The sequence below is a fragment of the Nocardioides limicola genome (assembly GCF_016827675.1).
GTDB lineage: Bacteria > Actinomycetota > Actinomycetes > Propionibacteriales > Nocardioidaceae > Nocardioides > Nocardioides limicola.
The window spans coordinates 41,001-61,260 of sequence record NZ_JAERJA010000001.1; the positions used below are offsets into that span (position 1 = coordinate 41,001).

Sequence of the window (20,260 nt, forward strand, 5' to 3'; positions counted from 1 at the left end):
CCGATCCGTTCTGTCGGTGCGCCCCGGCATGCTGACCGCAACGGTGGGAGTAGGCTGGTCCTCCTTCCCCCGAGGTGAACCTGCGGCGACGCAGGGTGTCAGTGCTGTTTGCGCGTGGAAGGGTGATCGCCAGCAATGTCGGCCGGGTCCAACGACTCCTTCGTGCACCTGCACGTGCACACCGAGTACTCGATGCTCGATGGAGCAGCCCGCCTGGGCGACCTGACTCAACGCACCGCCGAGCTCGGCATGCCCGCGGTGGCGATGACCGACCACGGCAACGTGTTCGGGGCGTTCGAGTTCTACAAGAAGGCGGCCGACGCCGGGGTCAAACCGATCGTCGGCATCGAGGCGTACTTCACCCCGAACATCTCCCGATTCGAACGCAAGGGCGTCAACTTCTACGACGGCGGCCCCGACGACGTCTCGGCTCGCGGCGCCTACACGCACATGACTCTGCTCTCGGAGACCACCGAGGGGATGCACAACCTGTTCCGGCTGACGTCCGGGGCCTGGCAGGAAGGCTTCTTCAAGCAGCCGCGCGCCGACCGGGAGTTGCTGACCCGCTACGGCAAGGGGCTGATCGGCACGACCGGCTGCCCGTCCGGTGAGATCCAGGTCCACCTGCGCTACGGCAAGTACGACGAGGCTCGCAAGGTGGCCGGCGAGTTCCAGGACATCCTCGGCCGGGAGAACTACTTCCTCGAGTTGATGGACCACGACCTCGACATCGAGAAGCGGGTCCGCGACGGGCTGTTGCGGCTGGGCAAGGACCTGCGTATCCCGCTGCTGGCCACCAACGACTCCCACTACGTGCGCCGCGAGGACGCCAAGTCCCAGGAGCACCTGCTCTGCATCAACTCCGGCTCCACCATGGACATCCCTGCCGGAGACGGACCCGGCCAGCGGTTCGCCTTCTCCGGTGACGGCTACTACCTGAAGTCACCGGCCGAGATGCGGGCCCTGTGGGTGGACAAGCACGGCCTGCGGGAGGCGTGCGACAACACCCTGCTGATCGCCGAGCGGTGCAACATCGAGTTCACCGAGGGCGTCGGCACCTACATGCCCAAGTTCCCCTGCCCGCCGGGTGAGGACGAGACCTCGTGGCTGGTCAAGGAGGTCGAGCGCGGCCTGCAGGTCCGCTACCCCACAGGCGTCCCCGACAAGGTCCGCAAGCAGGCCGAGTACGAGCTCGGCGTGATCAACCAGATGGGGTTCGCCGGCTACTTCCTGGTCGTCGCCGACTTCATCAACTGGTCCAAGGACAACGGCATCCGGGTCGGGCCGGGCCGCGGCTCCGGTGCCGGCTCGATGGTCGCCTACGCGATGCGGATCACCGACCTGGACCCGCTCGAGCACGGGCTGATCTTCGAGCGGTTCCTCAACCCCGACCGGATCTCGATGCCCGACTTCGACATCGACTTCGACGAGCGTCGGCGCGGCGAGGTGATCCGCTACGTCTCGGACAAGTACGGCGACGACCGGGTCTCCTACATCGTCACCTACGGCACCATCAAGGCGAAGCAGGCGGTCAAGGACTCCTCCCGGATCCTCGGCTACCCGTTCGCGATGGGTGACCAGATCACCAAGGCGATGCCTGCCTCGGTGATGGGCAAGGACGTGCCGCTGCAGAAGATCTTCGATCCCGAGCACGACCGGTACGGCGAAGGCGGCGAGTTCCGCACCCTCTACGACGGCAACCCGGACGTGAAGCGGGTCGTCGACACCGCGATCGGCATCGAGGGCCTGAAGCGGCAGTGGGGGGTGCATGCGGCGGGCGTCATCATGTCCAGCGAGCCGCTCGCCGACGTCATCCCGTTGCTGAAGCGACCCTCCGACGGGGCGATCATCACCCAGTTCGACTATCCGACGTGCGAGTCGCTGGGCCTGATCAAGATGGACTTCCTCGGGCTTCGGAACCTCACCGTCCTCGACGACGCGCTGCTGGGCATCGAGATCAACCGCGGTGAGAAGGTCGTGCTCGAGGACCTGACCCTCGACGATCCGGCCACCTATGCGCTGCTGCAGCGTGGCGACACCCTCGGCGTCTTCCAGCTCGACGGTGGCCCGATGCGGGCGCTGCTGCGGTCGATGAAGCCCGACTGCTTCGAGGACATCTCCGCGGTCGGCGCGCTCTATCGACCCGGCCCGATGGGGGCGGACTCGCACAACAAGTACGCCCGCCGCAAGACCGGCCGGGAGCCGGTCGAGCCGATCCACCCCGACCTCGCCGAGGCGCTCGAGGAGGTGCTGGGGGAGACCTACGGCCTGATCGTCTATCAGGAGCAGGTGATGGCGATCGCACAGCAGTTGGCCGGCTACACGCTCGGTCAGGCCGACCTGCTGCGCCGGGCGATGGGCAAGAAGAAGAAGTCCGAGCTGGACAAGCAGTACGAGATCTTCTCCGGTGGGATGCAGGAGCGGGGCTTCTCCGCGGCCGCCATCAAGACGCTCTGGGAGACGCTGCTGCCCTTCTCCGACTACGCCTTCAACAAGGCGCACTCGGCGGCGTACGGCGTGATCTCCTACTGGACGGCGTACCTCAAGGCGAACTACCCGGCCGAGTACATGGCCGCCCTGCTCACCTCGGTCAAGGGCGACAAGGACAAGTCCGCGATCTACCTCAACGAGTGCCGCCGGATGAAGATCCAGGTGCTGCCGCCCGACGTCAACGAGTCGCAGGCCAACTTCACCCCGGTCGGCACCGACGTCCGATTCGGCCTCGGCGCGATCCGCAATGTCGGCACCAACGTCGTCGACGGCATCATCTCCGCCCGTGAGGAGAAGGGACGCTTCACCGACTTCAACGACTTCATGGAGAAGGTGCCCGCGGTCGTCTGCAACAAGCGGGTGATCGAGTCCCTGATCAAGGCCGGCGGTTTCGACGACCTCAAGCATCGGCGGCGCCCGCTGGTGGCGGTGCACGAGTCGGCCGTGGACCAGGCGATCGACATCAAGAAGAACGAGGCGATCGGCCAGGAGTCGCTCTTCGCCGGCCTTGACGATGGCGACGACGCCGGCTTCGCCACCTCGGTGACGGTGCCGGACCTGGAGGAGTGGGACAAGACCACTCTGCTGGCCCATGAGCGGGAGATGCTCGGCCTCTACGTCTCAGACCACCCCCTGCTCGGGCTGGAGCACGTGCTCTCCCAGGGCACCGACACCACCATCGGCCAGTTGATGCTCGATGAGGAGCGGCCGCACGGGTCCTCGGTCACCGTCAGCGGCCTGGTCACCTCGGTGCAGCGCAAGATCACCAAGCGTGGCGACGCCTGGGCGACGATCACCCTGGAGGATCTGGACGGCGCGATCGAGGTGTTGTTCTTCCCGGGCTCGTACGCCGACGTGGGTGGCCTGCTCGCCGAGGACGCGATCGTCCGGGTGCGAGGGAATCTCTCCCGGGACAAGGACCAACCCGAGATCCGGGGGCAGGAGGTGACCGTCCCCGACATCAGTGGCGGGCCGTCCGGGCCCGTGGTGATCACACTTCCGGCGACCCGGTGTACCGCCCCGGTGGTGGCGCACCTCAAGGACGTGCTGCGCACCCACCCGGGGGTGACCGAGGTGCAGTTGCGGCTGCAGACTCGTCAGCACACCACGGTGATGCGCCTCGACGACCGACTCCGGGTCACTCCCGGCCAATCACTCTTCGCCGATCTCAAACAACTGTTGGGGCCAGGTTGTCTGAACAGCTGAACGTTCCTCCTCATCCTCCTCTTCGGTGGTCCGCGGGTACCACTCGACACGGGCTCCTGGCGGTCGGTGCCTTCGCCGCGGCGGGGATCCTCGTCGGGGTGCTGTGGAGTGTGCTGGTGACGCCACCGGTCGGAGTCGTGCATGAGGGCACCGTCTGGCAGTCCGGCCTCTCCAGCCAGTCCGAGTTCGGCGTCACCGGCTGGTACCTGCTGCTCGGGTTCGGCGTCGCCGTCGTCCTCGGCGGTGTTCTCGCCTGGCGGCTCGTCGACCATGAATACGCCGTCCTGATCGGGCTGATCCTCGGATCGGTGGCTGCGGCACTGCTCGCCTCCGCCGTCGGGGCGGCCCTCGGGCCGGCGTCGCCCGAGGCGCTGGCCGCGGGCCTCCCGGACGGCACCGAGGTGGAGATCAACCTGGCCGTCCACCCGTTGGCCTGGGTGAGTTGGCCGATCGGCGCCCTGATGGCGGCGATGGTGGTCTGGTTGAGTTTTCCGACGCCGTCACGGCGACATGATTAGGCTGCATCCGATGCTGCACCCGCAGCCAGGCGAGGGGGGAACCCGATGAGCAAGGCGACTACGACTGTCGTGGCCGGTGGATCCGTGATCGGCGCTGCGGCGGTGATCACCGGAAGTATCTGGGCGGTCACCTCGTTCCTGTCCACGGGTGCCCAACCGGCCGAGGCCCTCCCGGCCGCCACGCTGGGTTACGTCAGCATCGACCTCGACCCGGGCGGGGCACAGAAGGTCGAGGCGCTCCGCACCCTGCGGCAGTTCCCTGCCTTCGTCGACCAGGTCGGTCTCTCCCCGAACGACGACGTACGCCGCTGGCTGGTGGACGAGGCGGCGCAGGCTGAGGGCTGCGACCTCGACCACGACCGTGACGTCGCGGACTGGCTGGGCAACAAGATGGCCTTCGCTGCGGTCGACCTGGGGGGTGAGGAGCCCCTGCCGGCGGTGGTGTTCGAGGTGACCGACTCCGGGGCCGCGGAGGCCGGGCTGTCCGCGATCGTGGACTGCTTCGTCCCGGACGAGGGCGGGTGGGCGCTCACCGAGGGGTGGGCGGTGCTCAGCAGCTCCACCTCCGCTGCGACCGACGTGGTCGCCGCGGCGGAGCAGTCGTCGCTGGCCGACGACAGTGACTTCCAGCAGTGGACGGAGCGGGTCGGCGGGGCCGGGATCCTCACCTTCTTCATCGCCGAGGAAGCGGCCGACTTCCTGGACAGGCTGGACCCGATGCTCCCGGGGCTGATCCCGCCGCTGATGGGGTCGCCGTACGACTCCGACTTCGACTTCGACAGTGACTTCGACAGCGACGACTTCTGGGATCAGTTCCCCGAGGACAGCGACGATCTGGAGGACTTCCTCGCCGAGCTCGACTTGGAGTTCCTCGACGAGGACGGCGACGACGACGTGTCGTCGCGCGACCTCGGCCACCACCCCCCGGTGCGGTCGGCCGCCCTGGTGACGAGCAGCACCGCACCGGAGACCGCGCTGGCCGCGACCCCGGTGGCCGGAGCCCTCCGCTTCGCTGACTCCGGGCTGGAGTTCGAGGTGGTCGCCGGTGGTGCGGCGTTGATGCCCACCACCCATACCGTGGAGCCTCTGGTGACGGCGCTCCCCGCCTCGACCGCGGCGCTCTTCGCGGTCGCGTTCCCCGATGGCTGGGCCACCGCCCTCCTTGACGAGGTGGGCCGCACCCTGCACGGACTCGTGGAGGTGGACGAGGTGGTGGCGATGGCTGAGGCGTTCACCGGTCTCACGCTGCCCGGCGATGTCGAGACCCTGCTCGGCCGGGCCGCCGCCGTGGTGGTGGACGCCGACTTCGACCTGGACACCGCCGAGCGGAGCCAGGACGGTTCCGAGGTGCCGATCGGGCTCGTCGTGGACGGCGACCCGGCGGCGATCGAGGAGGTACGTGGCAAGCTCGTGGCGCTGGCCGGCCCTGACGGTGAGCAACTGTTCGGCGCCAACGTCGACGGCTCCCTGGTCGCCCTGGGGCCGAGCGCCAGCTACCGGGACCGGCTGCTCGGTGAAGGGGGCCTGACCGGCTCCTCGACCTTCCGGTCGGTGGTCCCCGGCGCCGCGGACGCACACCTGGTGGCCTTCGTCGACGTCGGTGCCCGGGACTGGCTCGCTCGCCTGCTGCGCAGCGCCGGTGCCCCGGACGAGGTCCTCGAGAACGTGGCCCCGGTGACCGGGATCGGCGTCACCGCGGTCGTCGAGGACGACATCGCCCGCGGCGTGCTGCGCGTGACCACCCGGTAGTGGGCATCGGCGAAATGTGACCCTGCCAAGTCAAGAGAAATGACATGTGAGCAGTACTTTGCCAAATCCGCATGACTTGCCTAATCTGAGTCTATGACAGCGAAGGTCGACCGAGATGCCAAGGTCAGCAACGAAGGGCGCGTAGTCATCCCTGCGTCGGTCCGTTCGATCCTGGGTGTCGGACCGGGCGACCGGGTCCGCTTTGTTGTCGAGGAGGGAGAGGTCAAGCTGGTGGCTGCGAAGTCACTGCTGTTCGCCGTGTGGGCCAACAATCACGGCGGCGACACGGGCGACGCGGTCGCTGACGTGCGCAGCGAGCGCAGTTCTGACAGCGCTCGGAGCGAGGCCAAGTGGGCTCGACTGGCCAACCTGGACGCCGCCGAGACTCGCAGCGAGGACGAGATCGAGGCTAGTTTGATGGCGCAGTTCGGACTCGCCCAGTGAGCGCTGCCGCACCGGCAGCCAAGCCCGGACCGCCCGCGACAGTTGAACTGTGCCTGGACTCATCCGTTGTTGTGAATCTCATCCTGCAGAAACCCGGCTGGCGGGCCGTGCACTCTGTTCTGCAAAAGCCGAGTGTCTCCGGAATCCTGCCCGGGCCGGTGCTGACTGAGATGATCAACGTGTCTCGGCGAGAGGGAAACCGAAGCACGGGCTCGCAGTTGCACGAACTGCTTGGCGCGATGGGCCTACGCGTTGAGCACCCCACGGAGGACGATCTGGTACGGGCCGCGGAACTGCTGGAGATCTCGCGGGACAACCCAGGCCCGCCCTCGCCCATCACGCAGGAGGAGGGCACGCTGTCACTCGCGGACTCACTCATCCTCGCCATTGCCGAACGCCTCGGCTGCATGGTTCTGACCCGAGACCGGTACTGGAAGTGGATGGTCGACCAGGACCTCCTTGAGGTACGCGTCGCGATCCCGTGAGGCGGCGCTAGTTCGGGCTCCAGCCGGTCCGGGCGAGTTTGGACGCGGGCAGCGAGGGCAGCACGTTCATCGCGGTGAGTTCGTCGCGGAACTTCTCCGCCAGCAGGGTCAGCCGTGCCTCGGTGCCTGGCGCCTCCAGCACCGCCTGCTGGTCGGGCAACGGCAACGGTGCCACCGCGGCCAACGCCCAAGCCAGATAGACCGGGTCCGTGGGCAGCGTGCCCGGCAGCGGGTTCGCTCCGCGGATCCGGGCCACCTGGGCGGCGTACCCGACGAAGAGCGACCGGACCTGGTCCACCAGTTCCTCGGGCACCGGTGACGTGTCGTCGGCGAGGATGCTGACGGTGCCCACCGGGAACGGGCCACTGGCATCGAGGCCCTCCAACCGGATCCGGTCTCGGCCCACCGCCACCACGTCGAAGGTGCCGTCCGGATGCGCCTCGACCTCGGTCAACTGCAGCCGGCATCCGATCCGGTACAACGACTGCGCCCCGTGCGGCCCGACCTCGTAGCCGTCCCGGATCGCCACCGACCCGAAGAGTCGTTGCGTGGGGTCGGCCACCTCCAGGAGTTGCCGCACCATCGCCGTGTAGCGGTCCTCGAAGACCCGCAACGGCACCGACAGGCCGGGGAACAGGCAGGTGTTCAGCGGGAACATCGGCAGCCGGTCCGTCACCCGACCCACCCTAGGCGCTCCACCCTCGAGTCCACGACAGAGAAACCGGTGCGGCGGTGAGTCGGCTCGCCAATACAATGGAGGCCATGATGCGCCGGATCGATCTGCGTGGCGCCGGGCCCGGCGCGCACGACTACCGAAGCGCGGTTCCCCGCGCCGTCTTCGACGTCGAGGCAGCGACGCCGGCCGTGCACGAGATCTGCGAGGCGGTCCGCACCCGGGGAGTGGCGGCGCTGACCGAGTTCGGCGAGAAGTTCGACGGCGTCCGCGTCGAGGACATCCGGGTGCCCGTCGGCGCGCTCTCCGACGCACTGCTCGGCCTCGACCCGGACGTCCGCGCCGGGCTGGAGGAGTCGGTCCGCAGGTTGCGGGCCACCTGCCAGGCCGAGCTCGAGACCGACGTGGTCACCGAACTCGCCCCCGGAGCCCGGGTCACCCACCGGATGGTGCCGGTGCAGCGGGTCGGCCTCTACGTTCCCGGAGGCCTCGCCCCGCTCGTCTCCAGCGTGCTGATGAACGTGGTTCCCGCCCAGGTCGCGGGCGTCGGCTCGATCGCGCTCTCCTCACCCCCGCAGCGGGAGTTCGGGGGACTGCCGCACCCGACCATCCTGGCGGCCTGCGCCCTGCTCGGTGTCGAGGAGGTGTACGCCGTCGGCGGCGCCCAGGCGATCGCGATGTTCGGCTACGGCGCCGGCCCGTGCCGCCCCGTGGACCTGGTCACCGGCCCCGGCAACATCTGGGTGGTCACCGCGAAGCGCCTGCTCCGCGGCAAGGTCGGCATCGACTCCGAGGCCGGCCCCACCGAGATCGCCATCCTCGCCGACGACACCGGGGACGCCGGCTTCATCGCCGCCGACCTGATCAGCCAGGCCGAGCACGACCCGCTGGCGGCCTCGGTGCTGGTCACCGACTCGGAGCGGCTCGCCGACGCGGTCGAGGCCGAGCTCGAACTCCAGGTGGCGGCCACCAAGCACATCGACCGGATCCACACCGCGCTCACCGGCGAGCAGTCCGCGATCGTGCTCGTCGACGATGTCGACCAGGGCCTCGACGTGGTCAACACCTACGCCGCCGAACACCTCGAGATCCACACCGCCGACGCCGCGGCGGTCGCCGCGCGGGTCCGCAACGCCGGCGCGATCTTCGTCGGGCCGCACGCGCCCGTCTCGCTCGGCGACTACTGCGCCGGCTCCAACCACGTGCTGCCCACCGGAGGCTGCGCCTGCCACTCCTCCGGGTTGTCGGTGCGCGCGTTCACCAAGTCCGTGCACGTCATCGACTACACCGCCGACGCGCTCGCCGAGGTGGCCGGTCACGTGATCACCCTGGCCGACGCCGAGGACCTGCCAGGTCACGGAGCTGCGGTCCAGGTCCGGATGGACCGGTCGGCGTCGACGGCAGGGGAGTGAGTCGTGACCTTCCCACCCCTGCGCCCGGAACTGCAGGGCATCGAGCCCTACGGCGCGCCGCAACTCGACGTGCCGGTGCAACTGAACGTCAACGAGAATCCGTACGGCCCCAGCGCCGCCTGCATCGCTGACATCGCGGCATCGGTGGCCCGGGCGGCTGCCACCTTGAACCGCTACCCGGACCGGGAGTTCACCGAACTCCGGGAGGCGCTCGCGAGCTACCTCAACGGCGACGGCGGGCAGCGACTGGTCGCCGACCAGGTGTGGGCCGCCAACGGCTCCAACGAGGTGATGCTGCAACTGCTGCAGGCCTTCGGTGGCCCCGGACGGACCGCGGTGTCGTTCGCGCCGACGTACTCGATGTATCCCGAGTACGCGCGCGACACCCACACCCGCTGGGTGACCGGGCGACGCGAGGACGACTTCGGCATCGACCCGGTGGCCGCCAAGGAGCTGATCGAGGAGCACAACCCGCACCTGATCCTGCTGCCCAGCCCCAACAATCCCACCGGCACCGCGCTGCCCCCCGGGGTCGTCGAGATGCTCTGCGACGCCGTGGGTGAGGGGATCGTGGTCGTCGACGAGGCGTACGGCGAGTTCCGCCGCAGCGGCACCCCCAGCGCCCTGGAGATGCTGCCCCGGCACCGCAATCTGGTGGTCACCCGCACCATGAGCAAGGCCTTCGCGTTGGCCGGTGGCCGACTCGGCTACCTGGCCGCGGCGAAGGAGATCTGCGACGCGATCCGGGTGGTCCGACTGCCCTACCACCTCTCCGCCGTCACCCAGGCCACCGCGCTGGCGGCCCTGCGACACGCCGACGAACTGCTGGCCCAGGTGGCCACCCTGCGTGCCGAGCGGGATGCCCTGGTGGAGTGGTTGCGAGCCCGCGGGCACCGGGTCGCCGACAGCGACGCGAACTTCGTCCTGTTCGGCACCTTCAGCGACCGGGACGCGGTGTGGCAGGCTCTGCTCGACCGGGGGGTGCTGATCCGTGCGACCGGCCCCGACGGCTGGCTGCGGGTGTCGGTAGGCACCCCGGCAGAGATGATGGCGTTCAAGGACGCCCTGGTCGACGTGACCGGGGGCGACGTGATGGAGGAGTTGGCATGAGCCGCACCGCGACGATCGACCGGGAGACCAAGGAGTCCAAGGTGCACGTCGAGGTCGACCTCGACGGGACCGGGAAGTCCCAGATCTCCACCGGCGTCGGCTTCTTCGACCACATGCTCGGCTCGTTCGCCCGGCACTCGCTGGTCGACCTGGTCGTGCACACCATCGGCGACACCCACATCGACTCCCACCACACCGTCGAGGACACCGCCATCGTGCTCGGCGAGGCGCTCCGCGCCGCGCTCGGGGACAAGTCGGGCATCCGCCGCTTCGGTGACGCCTGCGTGCCGCTCGACGAGGCACTGGTGCAGGCCGTGGTCGACGTCTCCGGGCGCCCCTACTGCGTGCACACCGGGGAGCCTGAGGCGATGGCCTACGTGACCATCGGCGGCGGTGCCGGCGGGGTCGGCTACCTGGGGTCGCTGACCCGGCACGTCTTCGAGACGATCGCCTTCCACGCCCACATCGCCCTGCACGTGCGGGTGCTCGCCGGCCGGGAGCCGCACCACCTGGTGGAGACCCAGTTCAAGGCGTTCGCGCGCGCCTTCCGCGACGCGGTCGCCTTCGACCCGCGGGAGACCGGCGTACCGTCCACCAAGGGAACTCTGTGACCGCTGAGGCACCCTCGGTCGTCGTCCTCGACTACGGCTTCGGCAACCTCCGCTCCGCGGTCCGGGCGCTGGAGCGCGCCGGTGCCGACGTCACCCTCACCTCCGACCGGGCGGCAGCCGAGGAGGCCGACGGTCTCGTGGTGCCCGGGGTCGGGGCGTTCGCCGCCTGCATGGAGGGGCTGAGGCGGGTCCGTGGCCCGGAGGTGATCGGCCGGCGACTGGCCGGTGGGCGACCGGTCCTGGGGATCTGTGTCGGCATGCAGATCCTCTTCGCCCGCGGTGTCGAGCACGGCATCACCACCGAAGGCTGCGACGAATGGCCCGGCACGGTGGAGCGCCTGCAGGCCCCGGTGGTGCCCCACATGGGGTGGAACACCGTGGAGGCGCCCGAGGACTCAGCACTGTTCGCGGGAGTCGCCGACCAACGGTTCTACTTCGTCCACTCCTACGGGGTCCGCACCTGGGAGCTCTTCACCGACGGCCGGACCAAGGCGCCGACGGTCACCTGGGCCGAGCACGGCGGCGACCGGTTCGTCGCCGCGGTGGAGAACGGCCCCCTCTCAGCCACCCAGTTCCACCCGGAGAAGTCCGGCGACGCCGGAGCCCAGCTGCTGCGCAACTGGGTCTCCTCCCTCTGACTCCCGAAAGGCAACCGTGAGCACGTACCTCGAACTCCTCCCCGCCGTCGACATCAAGGGCGGCCAGGCCGTCCAGTTGGTGCAGGGCATCGACGGGTCCGAGAAGCGGTTCGGTGACCCCATCGAAGCGGCGCTGCGCTGGCAGTCGGCCGGGGCGGAGTGGATCCACCTGGTCGACCTGGACGCTGCCTTCGGGCACGGCAACAACCGGGAGTTGCAGGCCGAGATCGTCGGCCGCCTGGATATCCAGGTCGAGATGAGCGGCGGCATCCGCGACGACGAGTCGCTGGCTGCCGCGATGGCCACCGGGTGCCGGCGGGTGAACATCGGCACCGCGGCCCTGGAGCAGCCCGAGTGGTGCGCCCGGGCGATCGCGGAGTACGGCGACCGGGTGGCGATCGGGCTGGACGTGCGCGGCACCACGCTGGCTGCCCGCGGCTGGACCCGGGATGGCGGCGACCTGTACGAGACGCTGGCCCGCCTCGACGGTGAGGGTTGTGCCCGCTACGTGGTCACCGACGTCAACAAGGACGGCATGCTGGCGGGACCGAACCTGGAACTGCTCCGCGACGTGTGTGCCCGCACCGACCGGCCGGTCGTCGCCTCGGGGGGTGTGACCACCCTCGACGACATCGCCGCACTGATGGAGCTGGTGCCGCTCGGTGTCGAAGGTGCCATCGCCGGCACCGCGCTCTACGAAGGCCGGTTCACCCTCGAGGAGGCACTCGCCTTGACGCAGGGCACGGAACAGTCGTGAGCCTCGCCGTCCGGGTGATCCCGTGCCTCGATGTCGACGCTGGGCGGGTGGTCAAGGGGATCAACTTCGTCGACCTCCGTGACGCCGGGGACCCGGTCGAGCTGGCGCGGGTGTACGACGCCGAGGGGGCCGACGAGCTCACCTTCTTGGACATCTCCGCCTCCAGCGACGACCGTGCCACCACCATGGAGGTGGTCAGCCAGGTGGCCGAGGAGGTGTTCATCCCCCTCACCGTCGGCGGCGGGGTGCGGGCGGTGACCGACGTGGACCGGCTGCTGCGGGCCGGCGCGGACAAGGTCGGCGTGAACACGGCCGCGATCAACCGGCCGGAGCTGCTCGCTGAGATCGCGGACCGGTTCGGCAACCAGGTGTTGGTCCTCTCCGTGGACGCCCGCCGGGTGCGCGGAGAGGTGCGCACCGACTCCGGCTTCGAGGTCACCACGCACGGCGGACGCACCTCCACCGGCATCGACGCGGTCGCCTGGGCGGTCCGCGCTGCCGAGCTCGGCGCCGGTGAGATCCTGCTGAACTCGATGGACGCCGACGGCACCCGGGACGGTTTCGACCTGGAACTGATCAGGCTGGTCCGGGCGGCGGTGGACATTCCGGTGATCGCGTCCGGGGGAGCCGGCGCCGTCGGCCACTTCGCTCCAGCGGTGGCCGCCGGAGCCGACGCTGTGCTGGCCGCCAGCGTCTTCCACTTCGGCACCCTCAAGGTCGGCGACGTGAAGCGGGCCCTGGCGGCCGCCGGAGCCCCCGTCCGCTGACCCCCGTCCACTGACCCCGTCCGCTGGCGGGCGTCAGATTCCGAGCGTGGCCTCACGGAGCCGGCGTACCGACTCGCCGGGGCCGCTGATCTCCACGTCGGCGTGCTCGCCCCGGCCGTAGGCGAAGAGCAGCAACTCGCTGGGGAGGCCGCGCACGACCACCGGTTCCTCCCCGCGGCGTACGGCGAACTCGCGGCCGGAGCCCGAGTCCACGACCTGCAGTGGCACGCCGGCCTTGCGCAACAGCATCCGGCCCCCGGTGGCCAACGCTCGCCACAGGGTGCTCTGCTGGCTCGGGCTCAGCTCTCGAGGCCGCCATCCCGGCTGGGCTCGACGCAGGTCCTCGTGGTGCACGAAGAACTCGACCGTGTTGACGAGCCGGTCCACCGGTCCCAGCGCGGCCCAGGTCACCTTGGGCCGCCGCAGCTGGTCCACCAGCAACGGCAGGTCCGCCCGGGCCATCCGCGCCGAGATCCCCTCGGTCAGCGACTCGAGGCTGGGCACGACGATTCCGGGAGCGCCGAGCAGGGTGCGCTCGCGCACCATCAGGTGCACCACCAGGTCCTTCACATCCCAGCCCTCACAGAGGGTGGGGGCCGAGCCACCCAGCTCCAGGGCGAGGCTGCACAGCTGGTCACGTTCGGTGCGGGCGAAGGAGGCCATGGTCGCGATCGTAGGGGAATGCAAACCATTCGCGTGGTGTTGGGGTGACCACGTAGCGTTGGACTCTGCAATCTTTAGCCAGGCTCACTACCTCGGAGGGCAATTGACCGGCACTGACGCGCTCGGCGTCGGGCGCACCCGGGCCACCACCATGCGTGAGGGCTTCGCGATCCTCGGCGTTGCGATCCGTCGCGAACCGAAGGTCTTCGCCGTCGCCACCATCGGCAGCCTGCTCTTCGGCGCCCTCACCGTCGCCGACGCCTGGGTGCTCGGCTGGGCCACCGACCATGTGGTCCTACCCGCGTTCCGGGACGGGCGGGTGGACACCAGCCTGCTGATCGCCGTGGTTGCCCTGTTCGTCGGGGTGGCGCTGCTGCGGGCCGCCGGGATCGTGGCCCGGCGCGTCGGGGCCGGCATCATGCAGGCGCGGATGTGGTCCCACGACCGGCGCGACCTGACCCGGCAGTACCTTTCCCTGCCGATGGAGTGGCATCAGCGGCGGCCCACCGGACAACTGCTCTCCAACGCCAACTCCGACGTCGAGGCGGCCTGGGGGCCGATCGCACCGCTGCCGATGGCGCTGGGCACGGTGGCGATGATGGTGATCGCGCTCATCCAGATGCTGCTCGCCGACTGGGTGCTGGCCCTGATCGGCATCCTGGTCTTCCCGATGGTGATCGCCACCAACATCATCTTCCAGCGGGTCGTGTCACCGCTGATGACACGCGCCCAGGCGTTGCGCGCCGAGCTCAGCGAGATCGCCCACGAGTCGTTCGACGGGGCGATGGTCGTGAAGACGCTGGGGCGTGAGGACGAGGAGACGCGCCGGTTCGCCGAGAAGGCCCACCAGCTGCGCGACACCGTGGTCCGGGCCGGACGAGCCCGAGCCGCCTTCGACCCAGCCCTGGCCGCACTCCCGGAACTGGCGGTGCTGCTGGTCCTGGTGGTCGGCGTCTCCCGAGTGCTGGCCGGTGAGATCGAGCCCGGTGCCGTGGTCACCGTCGCCTACCTGCTCACCATCGTGTCCTTCCCGATCCGGGCGATCGGCTGGCTGCTCGGTGAGTTCCCGCGCAGCGTGGTCGGCTACGAACGGATCCGATCCGTGCTGGAGGAGTCCACCCGTGTCGACTACGGCAGCGAGACCCTGGCCAGGTCCGGGCCCGGGGCCGCGCTGTCGCTGGACCAGGTCGGCTTCGGCTACTCGCCGGAGACGGGCCTGCTCGATGACGTCAGCTTCGACATCGCCCCCGGCAGCACCATCGCCCTGGTCGGCGCCACCGCGTCGGGCAAGTCCACGCTGACGGCGCTGGTGGGCCGACTCCGGGATCCGGATCGGGGTCGGATCACCATCGACGGCACCGACGTGCGGCACCTTCGGCACGGCGCCCTCGCCGCCGCGACCGCGATGGTCAGCCAGTCCGCCTTCCTCTTCGAGGACACCGTCCGTGGCAACGTCACCCTCGGCGGCGACTTCACCGACGAGCAGGTCTGGGAAGCGCTTCGGATCGCCCAGGCCGACGGGTTCGTGGCCGCGCTCGCACACGGACTGGACACCGAGTTGGGTGAGCGCGGCACCTCGCTGTCCGGCGGACAGCGGCAGCGCATCTCGCTGGCGCGAGCCCTGGTCCGGCGCCCCCGACTGCTGGTGCTCGACGACGCCACCTCGGCCGTCGACCCCGAGGTCGAGGCACGGATCCTGGCCGCTCTGCGCAGCGAGGGGGCCGCGGCGACGCTGCTGGTGGTCGCCTACCGCAAGGCCACCATCGGGCTGGCCGACGAAGTGCTCTTCCTCGACGACGGGCGGATCGTCGACCGGGGAACCCATGCCGACCTGCTGACCCGCAACCCGGCCTACGCCGAACTGGTCAACGCCTACGAGACCGAGGAGCCGGCGTGAGCAGCACCATGAACACCGGCGAGCAGATCCCGGCCATCCAGACGCTGCGCCGCGGTCTGCACCACTCGCCCGAACTCAAGCGCGGCTTCGCGGTGACCCTGCTGCTGGCGGTGCTGGCCACCGCCGGCAACGTGGTGGTGCCGATCGCCGTCCAGCAGACCATCGACCGCGGCCTGACCAGCCCGACCGGACCCGACGTCGACTTCATGGTCCGGATGGGCCTGCTGGCAGCAGCCGCCGTACTGCTCACCTCGCTGGCGTCGTACGGGATGATCAGCCGGCTCTTCCGCACCGCCGAGTCGGGACTGGCAACCCTGCGCATCAAGGCCTTCCGGCATGTCCACGACCTGTCCCTGCACACCCAGAACACCGAACGCCGCGGCGCCCTGGTGTCGCGGGTGACCAGCGACGTCGATCAGGTCAGCCAGTTCCTGGTCTTCGGCGGCATGCTGTTCATCGTCAGCATCGGCCAGATGTTCGTCGCCACCGTGATCATGATCTGGTACAACGCCTGGCTGGCGCTGGTGGTGTGGCTCTGCTTCCTGCCGCTCTTCCTGTCGCTGCGCTACTTCCAGCAGAAGCTCTCCCGCGCCTACGGGGTGGTACGACGTCAGGTCGGGGTGCTGCTGTCGGCGATCAGCGAGCCGGTGGTCGGGGCCGAGGTGGTGCGTGCCTACGCCATCGAGGCCCGCACCCAGCAGCGCATCGACGAAGCCATCGACCGGCACCGGCAGGCCAGCATCCGCGCCCAGGGGTTCCTCGCCTTCTCGTTCTCACTCGGCGGCATCTCCGGCGGCCTCGCCAACGCCGGCGTGATCGTGATCGGCATCTGGCTCGGCTTCGCCGACCGGATCACCCCGGGCGAGATCCTCGCCTTCGCGTTCTTGGTCTCGCTGTTCGTGATGCCGGTGCAGATGGGCACCCAGGTGCTCACCGAGGCGCAGAACGCGATCGCCGGCTGGCGACGGGTGATCGGCATCCTGGAGACCCCCGCCGATGTGGTGGATCCCGGCGACCAGGGCTCGTCGTTGCCTCGTGGCCCTGTCGACGTGCGCTTCGACCGGGTGGACTTCAGCTACCACGACGGCCCGTTGGTGCTGCGCGACCTGAGCCTGGAGATCGCCGCCGGCACCCGGCTGGCCGTGGTCGGCGAGACCGGCTCGGGCAAGTCCACCGTCGCCAAGCTGCTCACCAGACTGATGGACCCGGTGTCCGGCACCGTCTACCTCGACGGGGTCGACCTGCGTGAGATCAGCGGTGAGTCGCTGCGGCGCAGCGTGGTGCTGGTGCCCCAGGAGGGCTTCCTCTTCGACGACACGCTGGCCGCCAACGCCCGCTACGGGAAGCTCGACGCCTCCGATGAGGAGATCATCGCCTCGGCCGCTGAACTCGGCCTCGGCGACTGGTTGGCCGGGCTGCCCCGGGGGCTGCAGACCCGGGTGGGTCAGCGGGGTGAGTCCCTGTCGGCGGGGGAGCGGCAGTTGGTGGCGCTGCTCCGCGCTCACCTGGCCGACCCCGACCTGCTGGTCCTGGACGAGGCCACCAGCGCCGTCGATCCGTTCCTGGAGATGCGGATCGGCCGGGCGCTGGAGCGCCTGATGTCGGGGCGGACCTCGGTCACCATCGCGCACCGGCTCTCCACCGCGGAGAACGCCGACGAGGTGGCCGTCATCGACGCCGGCCGACTGGTCCAGCGAGGCCCGCACGCGGACCTGGTCGCCCAGGACGGGCCCTACGCCCGCCTGCATGCCTCCTGGGTGGCCCAACACGGACATGTCTGAGGAGTTGCGGGACAATGGCCCGGTGAGCGATCTCCTGGACCCAGCGGTGGCCGCGCGACTCAAGCGCACCGACGACGGCCTGGTGGCCGCGGTCGTGCAGCAGCACGACACCGGTGAGGTGCTGATGCTGGCCTGGATGAACGACGCCGCCCTGCAACAGACGCTGACCACCGGGCGTGCCACCTACTGGTCCCGGTCCAGGCAGGAGTTCTGGGTGAAGGGCGAGACCTCCGGTCACCGGCAGTGGGTCAAGGAGGTGCGCCTCGACTGCGACGGCGACACCCTGTTGGTCAAGGTCGACCAGGAGGGCGCGGCATGTCACACCGGCAACCGCACCTGCTTCGACGCGGACCTGCTGCCCACCACCGAAGGCGTCCGTGACTGAGCGGGGGAGTTTCGGCCCGGTCGTGCTGGCCGGGCTGGCCGCCGCCGGGCTGCTGACACTGGCGGCGACCCGGCCCTGGCTGGTGGCGGAGTCGCCCGCGTCCGGTCTCAGTGGCTACGACAGCGTGCTGACGGTCGACCTGGCGCCGTCATCCCCGGTGGTGACCGCCCTGGCGCTGGCGTCGTTGGCCAGCTGGGGCGCCGTGCTGGTCACCCGGAGCCCGGTCCGCCGCGTGGTGGCCGGGCTGGGAGTGCTGCTCGGCGTCGCCGCTCTGCTGGTGACCGCGACCGCCCCGGCGACGCTGCGCTCCGCGATGGCCGACTCGCTCGAGCGGGCTGGCACCGGCTTCACCGTGGGCGACCTCGACCCCGGCCTCACCGGGTGGTGGTGGGTCGCGCTGGTCGGCTCCGTGCTGGTGACGGTCGCTGCCGGTGCCGCGATCCGGCTCGCCCCGGCCTGGCCGGAGATGGGCAGCCGGTACGACGCGCCGGGTCAGCAGCGGACCCGCTCCTCCGGTGACGAGAGCCTCGACCTGTGGCGGGCCATGGACGAGGGTGAGGACCCGACCGCCTGAGTGTCGGAAATGGCGAAGGCCCCCGGAGCTGACGCTCGCGGGGGCCTGCAGGTGCGTGGGGTCAGCGGCTGACCTTGCCAGCCTTCAGGCAGCTGGTGCACACGTTGACACGCTTCGGGGCGCCGTTGACGGTGGCCCGGACACGCTGGATGTTCGGGTTGAAGCGACGCTTGGTGATCTTGCGCGACCACGGGCGGTTGTTGCCGAAGCCGGGCTTCTTGGCGCAGATGTCACAGACGGCGGCCACCGGGGACTCCTCTAACTCGGACAGGGACGAAACAGTTGACTGACCTGCGTCGCTGCATGACTAACTGAACAGGGGCGCCCACACCAGTGGGCAACCTCGCAAGAGTATCCGATGGGTGGTGTCCCGGGCCAATCGGCGTCGGCCAGTAGGCTGGCCGCCATGAGTGACGCGTCGGGCTCCGTTGCCGCCACGCCCGCGTTGGCCGTGATCGTCCGGGTTGTGGACCTCGCCACCGACGCCCTCGGCGAGGCGCGCGAGGAGATCGACGCCCTGAACGTCTATCCGGTGCCCGACGGGGACACCGGCACCAACATGTTCCTGACGGTCTCCGCGGCCAGGGACGCCCTGCATCAGGCGATCGCCGATCTGGGGTTGACCGGCCACGAGTCCGACGCCGACGCGGATCAGGCCAGGACCGCGCTGACCGCGCTCTCCCGGGGCGCGCTGCTCGGGGCCCGAGGCAACTCCGGGGTGATCCTGGCCCAGATGCTGGGTGCGGTCACCGGCCGGCTCGGCAAGGCCCGTGCGGAGGAGCGGATCGCCGCCGTCGTCGCCGACGCCATGCACCTGGCCACCGATGCCAGCTATGCGGCCGTCGGGGAGCCGGTGGAGGGCACCATCCTCACTGTCGCCCGCGCAGCCAGCGACGCGGCCCTGTCCGTGGCCGCCCAGGGCGAGACACGCACCGGGGATGTGTACGCCGCCGCTGCCGCCGCGGCCCGGGAGGCGCTGGCCCGGACCCCCGAACAGCTCCGAGTGCTGGCCGAGGCGGGCGTGGTCGACGCCGGCGGCCGGGGCCTGTGTGTGGTCCTGGACGCCACCGAGACCACCCTCACCGGCCGACGCCCCAGCCCCACCGAGGAGCGCCGGCACATCCCGGTGCCGGTGCTGCCGCGGACTCTGACCGGGGATGACCTGACCGCGGACGGACCGGCGTACGAGGTGATGTACCTGCTCGACGCGGTCGATGAGCAGGTGCCGGTGCTGCGCCAGGAGTTGGCCCCCCTGGGTGACTCGCTGGTGGTGATCGGCGGCGAGGGGCTGTGGAACGTCCACATCCACGTCGACGACGTCGGTGCGGCGATCGAGGCCGGCATCGCCGCCGGGCGGCCGTACCGGATCCGGGTCACCCACTTCGCCGAACAGGTGGCTGCCGCCCGAGATGCCCGCGCTGCGACACCCGCCGGCCGGGGGATCGTCGCCGTGGCGGCCGGACCGGGGTTGGAGAAGTTGTTCGCCGGCGCGGGTGCGGTGGTGGTCCGCGGCGGTCCCGGCGAACGTCCCTCCACCCAGATGCTGCTGGACGCGATCGAGGCCACCGGGGCCGCCGAGGTGGTGCTGCTGCCCAACGACCCGGACTCGATCAAGGTTGCCGAGATCGCGGCCCGGACCGCTGAGGAGGGCGGTGAGGTGCGGGTCGCGGTGATCCCCAGCCAGGCGCAGGTCCAGGGACTGGCCGCGGCAGCGGTGCATGAGCCGGGTCGCAGCTTCGACGCCGACGTACTGGAGATGACCGCGACCGCGCGTGGCGCGCGCCACGGGGCGGTCACCATCGCGGCCAAGAAGGCGATGACGATGGCCGGGCCGTGCGAGCCCGGCGACGTGCTCGGTGTGCTGGCCGGTGACTTCACGGTCGTCGGCGACGACCTGGCCCAGGTGGCCACCGAGGTCGCCGAACGGCTGCTCGGTGGCGGTGGTGAGCTCGTCACCCTGGTCTCCGGCCGCGACGACGACACCGGAGCCCTGGCCCGTGCCTGCGCCGAACGGATCGAGAGCGAGCACCCGCTGGTGGAGGTCTCCGTCCACGACGGCGGCCAGGACCGTTACCCGCTGCTGATCAGCGTGGAGTGAGG

Annotated in this window: 19 protein-coding genes; 16 read left to right on the forward strand and 3 right to left on the reverse strand. The window is 70.1% G+C overall.

Annotation, left to right across the window (positions count from 1 at the left end; genetic code table 11):
- Positions 1–135: 135 nt before the first annotated feature.
- The 5 genes from dnaE (at position 136) to JKG67_RS00230 (ending at position 6,892) form a co-directional block, all read left to right on the forward strand.
- A complete protein-coding gene (dnaE, locus tag JKG67_RS00210; protein ID WP_203335259.1) occupies positions 136–3,696 on the forward strand; it encodes a DNA polymerase III subunit alpha in 3,561 nt (1,186 codons plus the stop codon).
- A 98-nt stretch (positions 3,697–3,794) separates the two neighbouring features.
- Entirely contained in the window at positions 3,795–4,214 is a 420-nt protein-coding gene (locus tag JKG67_RS00215) for a hypothetical protein (RefSeq protein WP_203335260.1), read from the forward strand.
- Between the two features lie 45 nt (positions 4,215–4,259).
- Positions 4,260–5,963: a hypothetical protein gene (locus tag JKG67_RS00220; protein WP_203335261.1), complete on the forward strand. Its 1,704-nt coding sequence runs from the start codon at positions 4,260–4,262 to the stop codon at positions 5,961–5,963.
- A gap of 93 nt (positions 5,964–6,056) precedes the next feature.
- Positions 6,057–6,407: an AbrB/MazE/SpoVT family DNA-binding domain-containing protein gene (locus JKG67_RS00225; RefSeq protein WP_203335262.1), complete on the forward strand. Its 351-nt coding sequence runs from the start codon at positions 6,057–6,059 to the stop codon at positions 6,405–6,407.
- On the forward strand, positions 6,404–6,892 hold the full coding sequence (locus tag JKG67_RS00230) for a PIN domain-containing protein (protein WP_203335263.1): 489 nt from the start codon (positions 6,404–6,406) through the stop codon (positions 6,890–6,892). The genes JKG67_RS00225 and JKG67_RS00230 overlap by 4 nt, the downstream gene beginning before the upstream one ends.
- Positions 6,893–6,899: 7 nt before the next feature.
- Here JKG67_RS00230 and JKG67_RS00235 read toward each other — a convergent pair whose 3' ends face one another.
- Positions 6,900–7,568 (reverse strand): LON peptidase substrate-binding domain-containing protein, encoded by a 669-nt coding sequence (locus JKG67_RS00235; RefSeq protein WP_203335264.1) that lies wholly within the window; start codon positions 7,566–7,568, stop codon positions 6,900–6,902.
- Between the two features lie 86 nt (positions 7,569–7,654).
- Between JKG67_RS00235 and hisD the strand changes: the two genes are divergently transcribed.
- Genes hisD through hisF form a run of 6 tightly spaced genes read left to right on the forward strand, consistent with a single transcriptional unit; the run spans position 7,655 to position 12,860 of the window.
- Positions 7,655–8,977 (forward strand): histidinol dehydrogenase, encoded by a 1,323-nt coding sequence (gene hisD / locus JKG67_RS00240; RefSeq protein ID WP_203335265.1) that lies wholly within the window; start codon positions 7,655–7,657, stop codon positions 8,975–8,977.
- A 3-nt stretch (positions 8,978–8,980) separates the two neighbouring features.
- Positions 8,981–10,087, forward strand: a complete 1,107-nt coding sequence (locus tag JKG67_RS00245) for a histidinol-phosphate transaminase (protein ID WP_203335266.1) — start codon at positions 8,981–8,983, stop codon at positions 10,085–10,087.
- Positions 10,084–10,698 (forward strand): imidazoleglycerol-phosphate dehydratase HisB, encoded by a 615-nt coding sequence (hisB, locus tag JKG67_RS00250; RefSeq protein WP_203335267.1) that lies wholly within the window; start codon positions 10,084–10,086, stop codon positions 10,696–10,698. Before JKG67_RS00245 ends, hisB begins: the two co-directional genes overlap by 4 nt.
- Positions 10,695–11,336 (forward strand): imidazole glycerol phosphate synthase subunit HisH, encoded by a 642-nt coding sequence (gene hisH, locus JKG67_RS00255; RefSeq protein WP_203335268.1) that lies wholly within the window; start codon positions 10,695–10,697, stop codon positions 11,334–11,336. The genes hisB and hisH overlap by 4 nt, the downstream gene beginning before the upstream one ends.
- Positions 11,337–11,352: 16 nt before the next feature.
- On the forward strand, positions 11,353–12,093 hold the full coding sequence (gene priA, locus JKG67_RS00260) for a bifunctional 1-(5-phosphoribosyl)-5-((5-phosphoribosylamino)methylideneamino)imidazole-4-carboxamide isomerase/phosphoribosylanthranilate isomerase PriA (protein ID WP_203335269.1): 741 nt from the start codon (positions 11,353–11,355) through the stop codon (positions 12,091–12,093).
- Complete coding sequence (gene hisF, locus JKG67_RS00265) at positions 12,090–12,860, forward strand: imidazole glycerol phosphate synthase subunit HisF (protein WP_203335270.1); 771 nt, start codon at positions 12,090–12,092, stop codon at positions 12,858–12,860. The genes priA and hisF overlap by 4 nt, the downstream gene beginning before the upstream one ends.
- A 33-nt stretch (positions 12,861–12,893) precedes the next feature.
- On the opposite strand, the gene JKG67_RS00270 is transcribed toward hisF, so the two are convergent.
- The gene (locus tag JKG67_RS00270; RefSeq protein ID WP_203335271.1) at positions 12,894–13,523 is read right to left on the reverse strand and encodes a TIGR03085 family metal-binding protein; all 630 of its coding nucleotides are present in this window, start codon (positions 13,521–13,523) and stop codon (positions 12,894–12,896) included.
- 103 nt (positions 13,524–13,626) lie between these two features.
- On the opposite strand from JKG67_RS00270, the gene JKG67_RS00275 reads away from it, so the two are divergent.
- The 4 genes from JKG67_RS00275 to JKG67_RS00290 are packed head-to-tail and all read left to right on the forward strand — an operon-like array spanning position 13,627 to position 18,160.
- Positions 13,627–15,420: an ABC transporter ATP-binding protein gene (locus JKG67_RS00275; protein ID WP_238997761.1), complete on the forward strand. Its 1,794-nt coding sequence runs from the start codon at positions 13,627–13,629 to the stop codon at positions 15,418–15,420.
- A complete protein-coding gene (locus JKG67_RS00280; RefSeq protein ID WP_307816347.1) occupies positions 15,417–17,201 on the forward strand; it encodes an ABC transporter ATP-binding protein in 1,785 nt (594 codons plus the stop codon). Before JKG67_RS00275 ends, JKG67_RS00280 begins: the two co-directional genes overlap by 4 nt.
- Complete coding sequence (gene hisI / locus JKG67_RS00285; RefSeq protein WP_203335272.1) at positions 17,194–17,586, forward strand: phosphoribosyl-AMP cyclohydrolase; 393 nt, start codon at positions 17,194–17,196, stop codon at positions 17,584–17,586. Before JKG67_RS00280 ends, hisI begins: the two co-directional genes overlap by 8 nt.
- A complete protein-coding gene (locus JKG67_RS00290) occupies positions 17,579–18,160 on the forward strand; it encodes a Trp biosynthesis-associated membrane protein (protein WP_203335273.1) in 582 nt (193 codons plus the stop codon). Before hisI ends, JKG67_RS00290 begins: the two co-directional genes overlap by 8 nt.
- 61 nt (positions 18,161–18,221) lie before the next feature.
- Here JKG67_RS00290 and rpmB read toward each other — a convergent pair whose 3' ends face one another.
- A complete protein-coding gene (rpmB, locus tag JKG67_RS00295; protein WP_203335274.1) occupies positions 18,222–18,407 on the reverse strand; it encodes a 50S ribosomal protein L28 in 186 nt (61 codons plus the stop codon).
- Between the two features lie 159 nt (positions 18,408–18,566).
- On the opposite strand from rpmB, the gene JKG67_RS00300 reads away from it, so the two are divergent.
- Positions 18,567–20,258 carry a DAK2 domain-containing protein gene (locus JKG67_RS00300; protein ID WP_203335275.1) on the forward strand — a complete coding sequence of 564 codons (1,692 nt, stop codon included), beginning with the start codon at positions 18,567–18,569 and terminating at the stop codon, positions 20,256–20,258.
- The last annotated feature ends 2 nt before the right edge of the window (positions 20,259–20,260 follow it).

Coding starts and splice junctions, on each gene's coding strand:
- hisD (WP_203335265.1), top strand. CDS start 7,655: ATGATGCGCCGGATCGATCTGCGTGGCGCCGGGCCCGGCGCGCACGAC.
- hisB (WP_203335267.1), top strand. CDS start 10,084: ATGAGCCGCACCGCGACGATCGACCGGGAGACCAAGGAGTCCAAGGTG.
- JKG67_RS00270 (WP_203335271.1), bottom strand. CDS start 13,523: ATGGCCTCCTTCGCCCGCACCGAACGTGACCAGCTGTGCAGCCTCGCC.
- hisI (WP_203335272.1), top strand. CDS start 17,194: ATGTCTGAGGAGTTGCGGGACAATGGCCCGGTGAGCGATCTCCTGGAC.
- JKG67_RS00225 (WP_203335262.1), top strand. CDS start 6,057: ATGACAGCGAAGGTCGACCGAGATGCCAAGGTCAGCAACGAAGGGCGC.
- JKG67_RS00300 (WP_203335275.1), top strand. CDS start 18,567: ATGAGTGACGCGTCGGGCTCCGTTGCCGCCACGCCCGCGTTGGCCGTG.
- JKG67_RS00220 (WP_203335261.1), top strand. CDS start 4,260: ATGAGCAAGGCGACTACGACTGTCGTGGCCGGTGGATCCGTGATCGGC.
- dnaE (WP_203335259.1), top strand. CDS start 136: ATGTCGGCCGGGTCCAACGACTCCTTCGTGCACCTGCACGTGCACACC.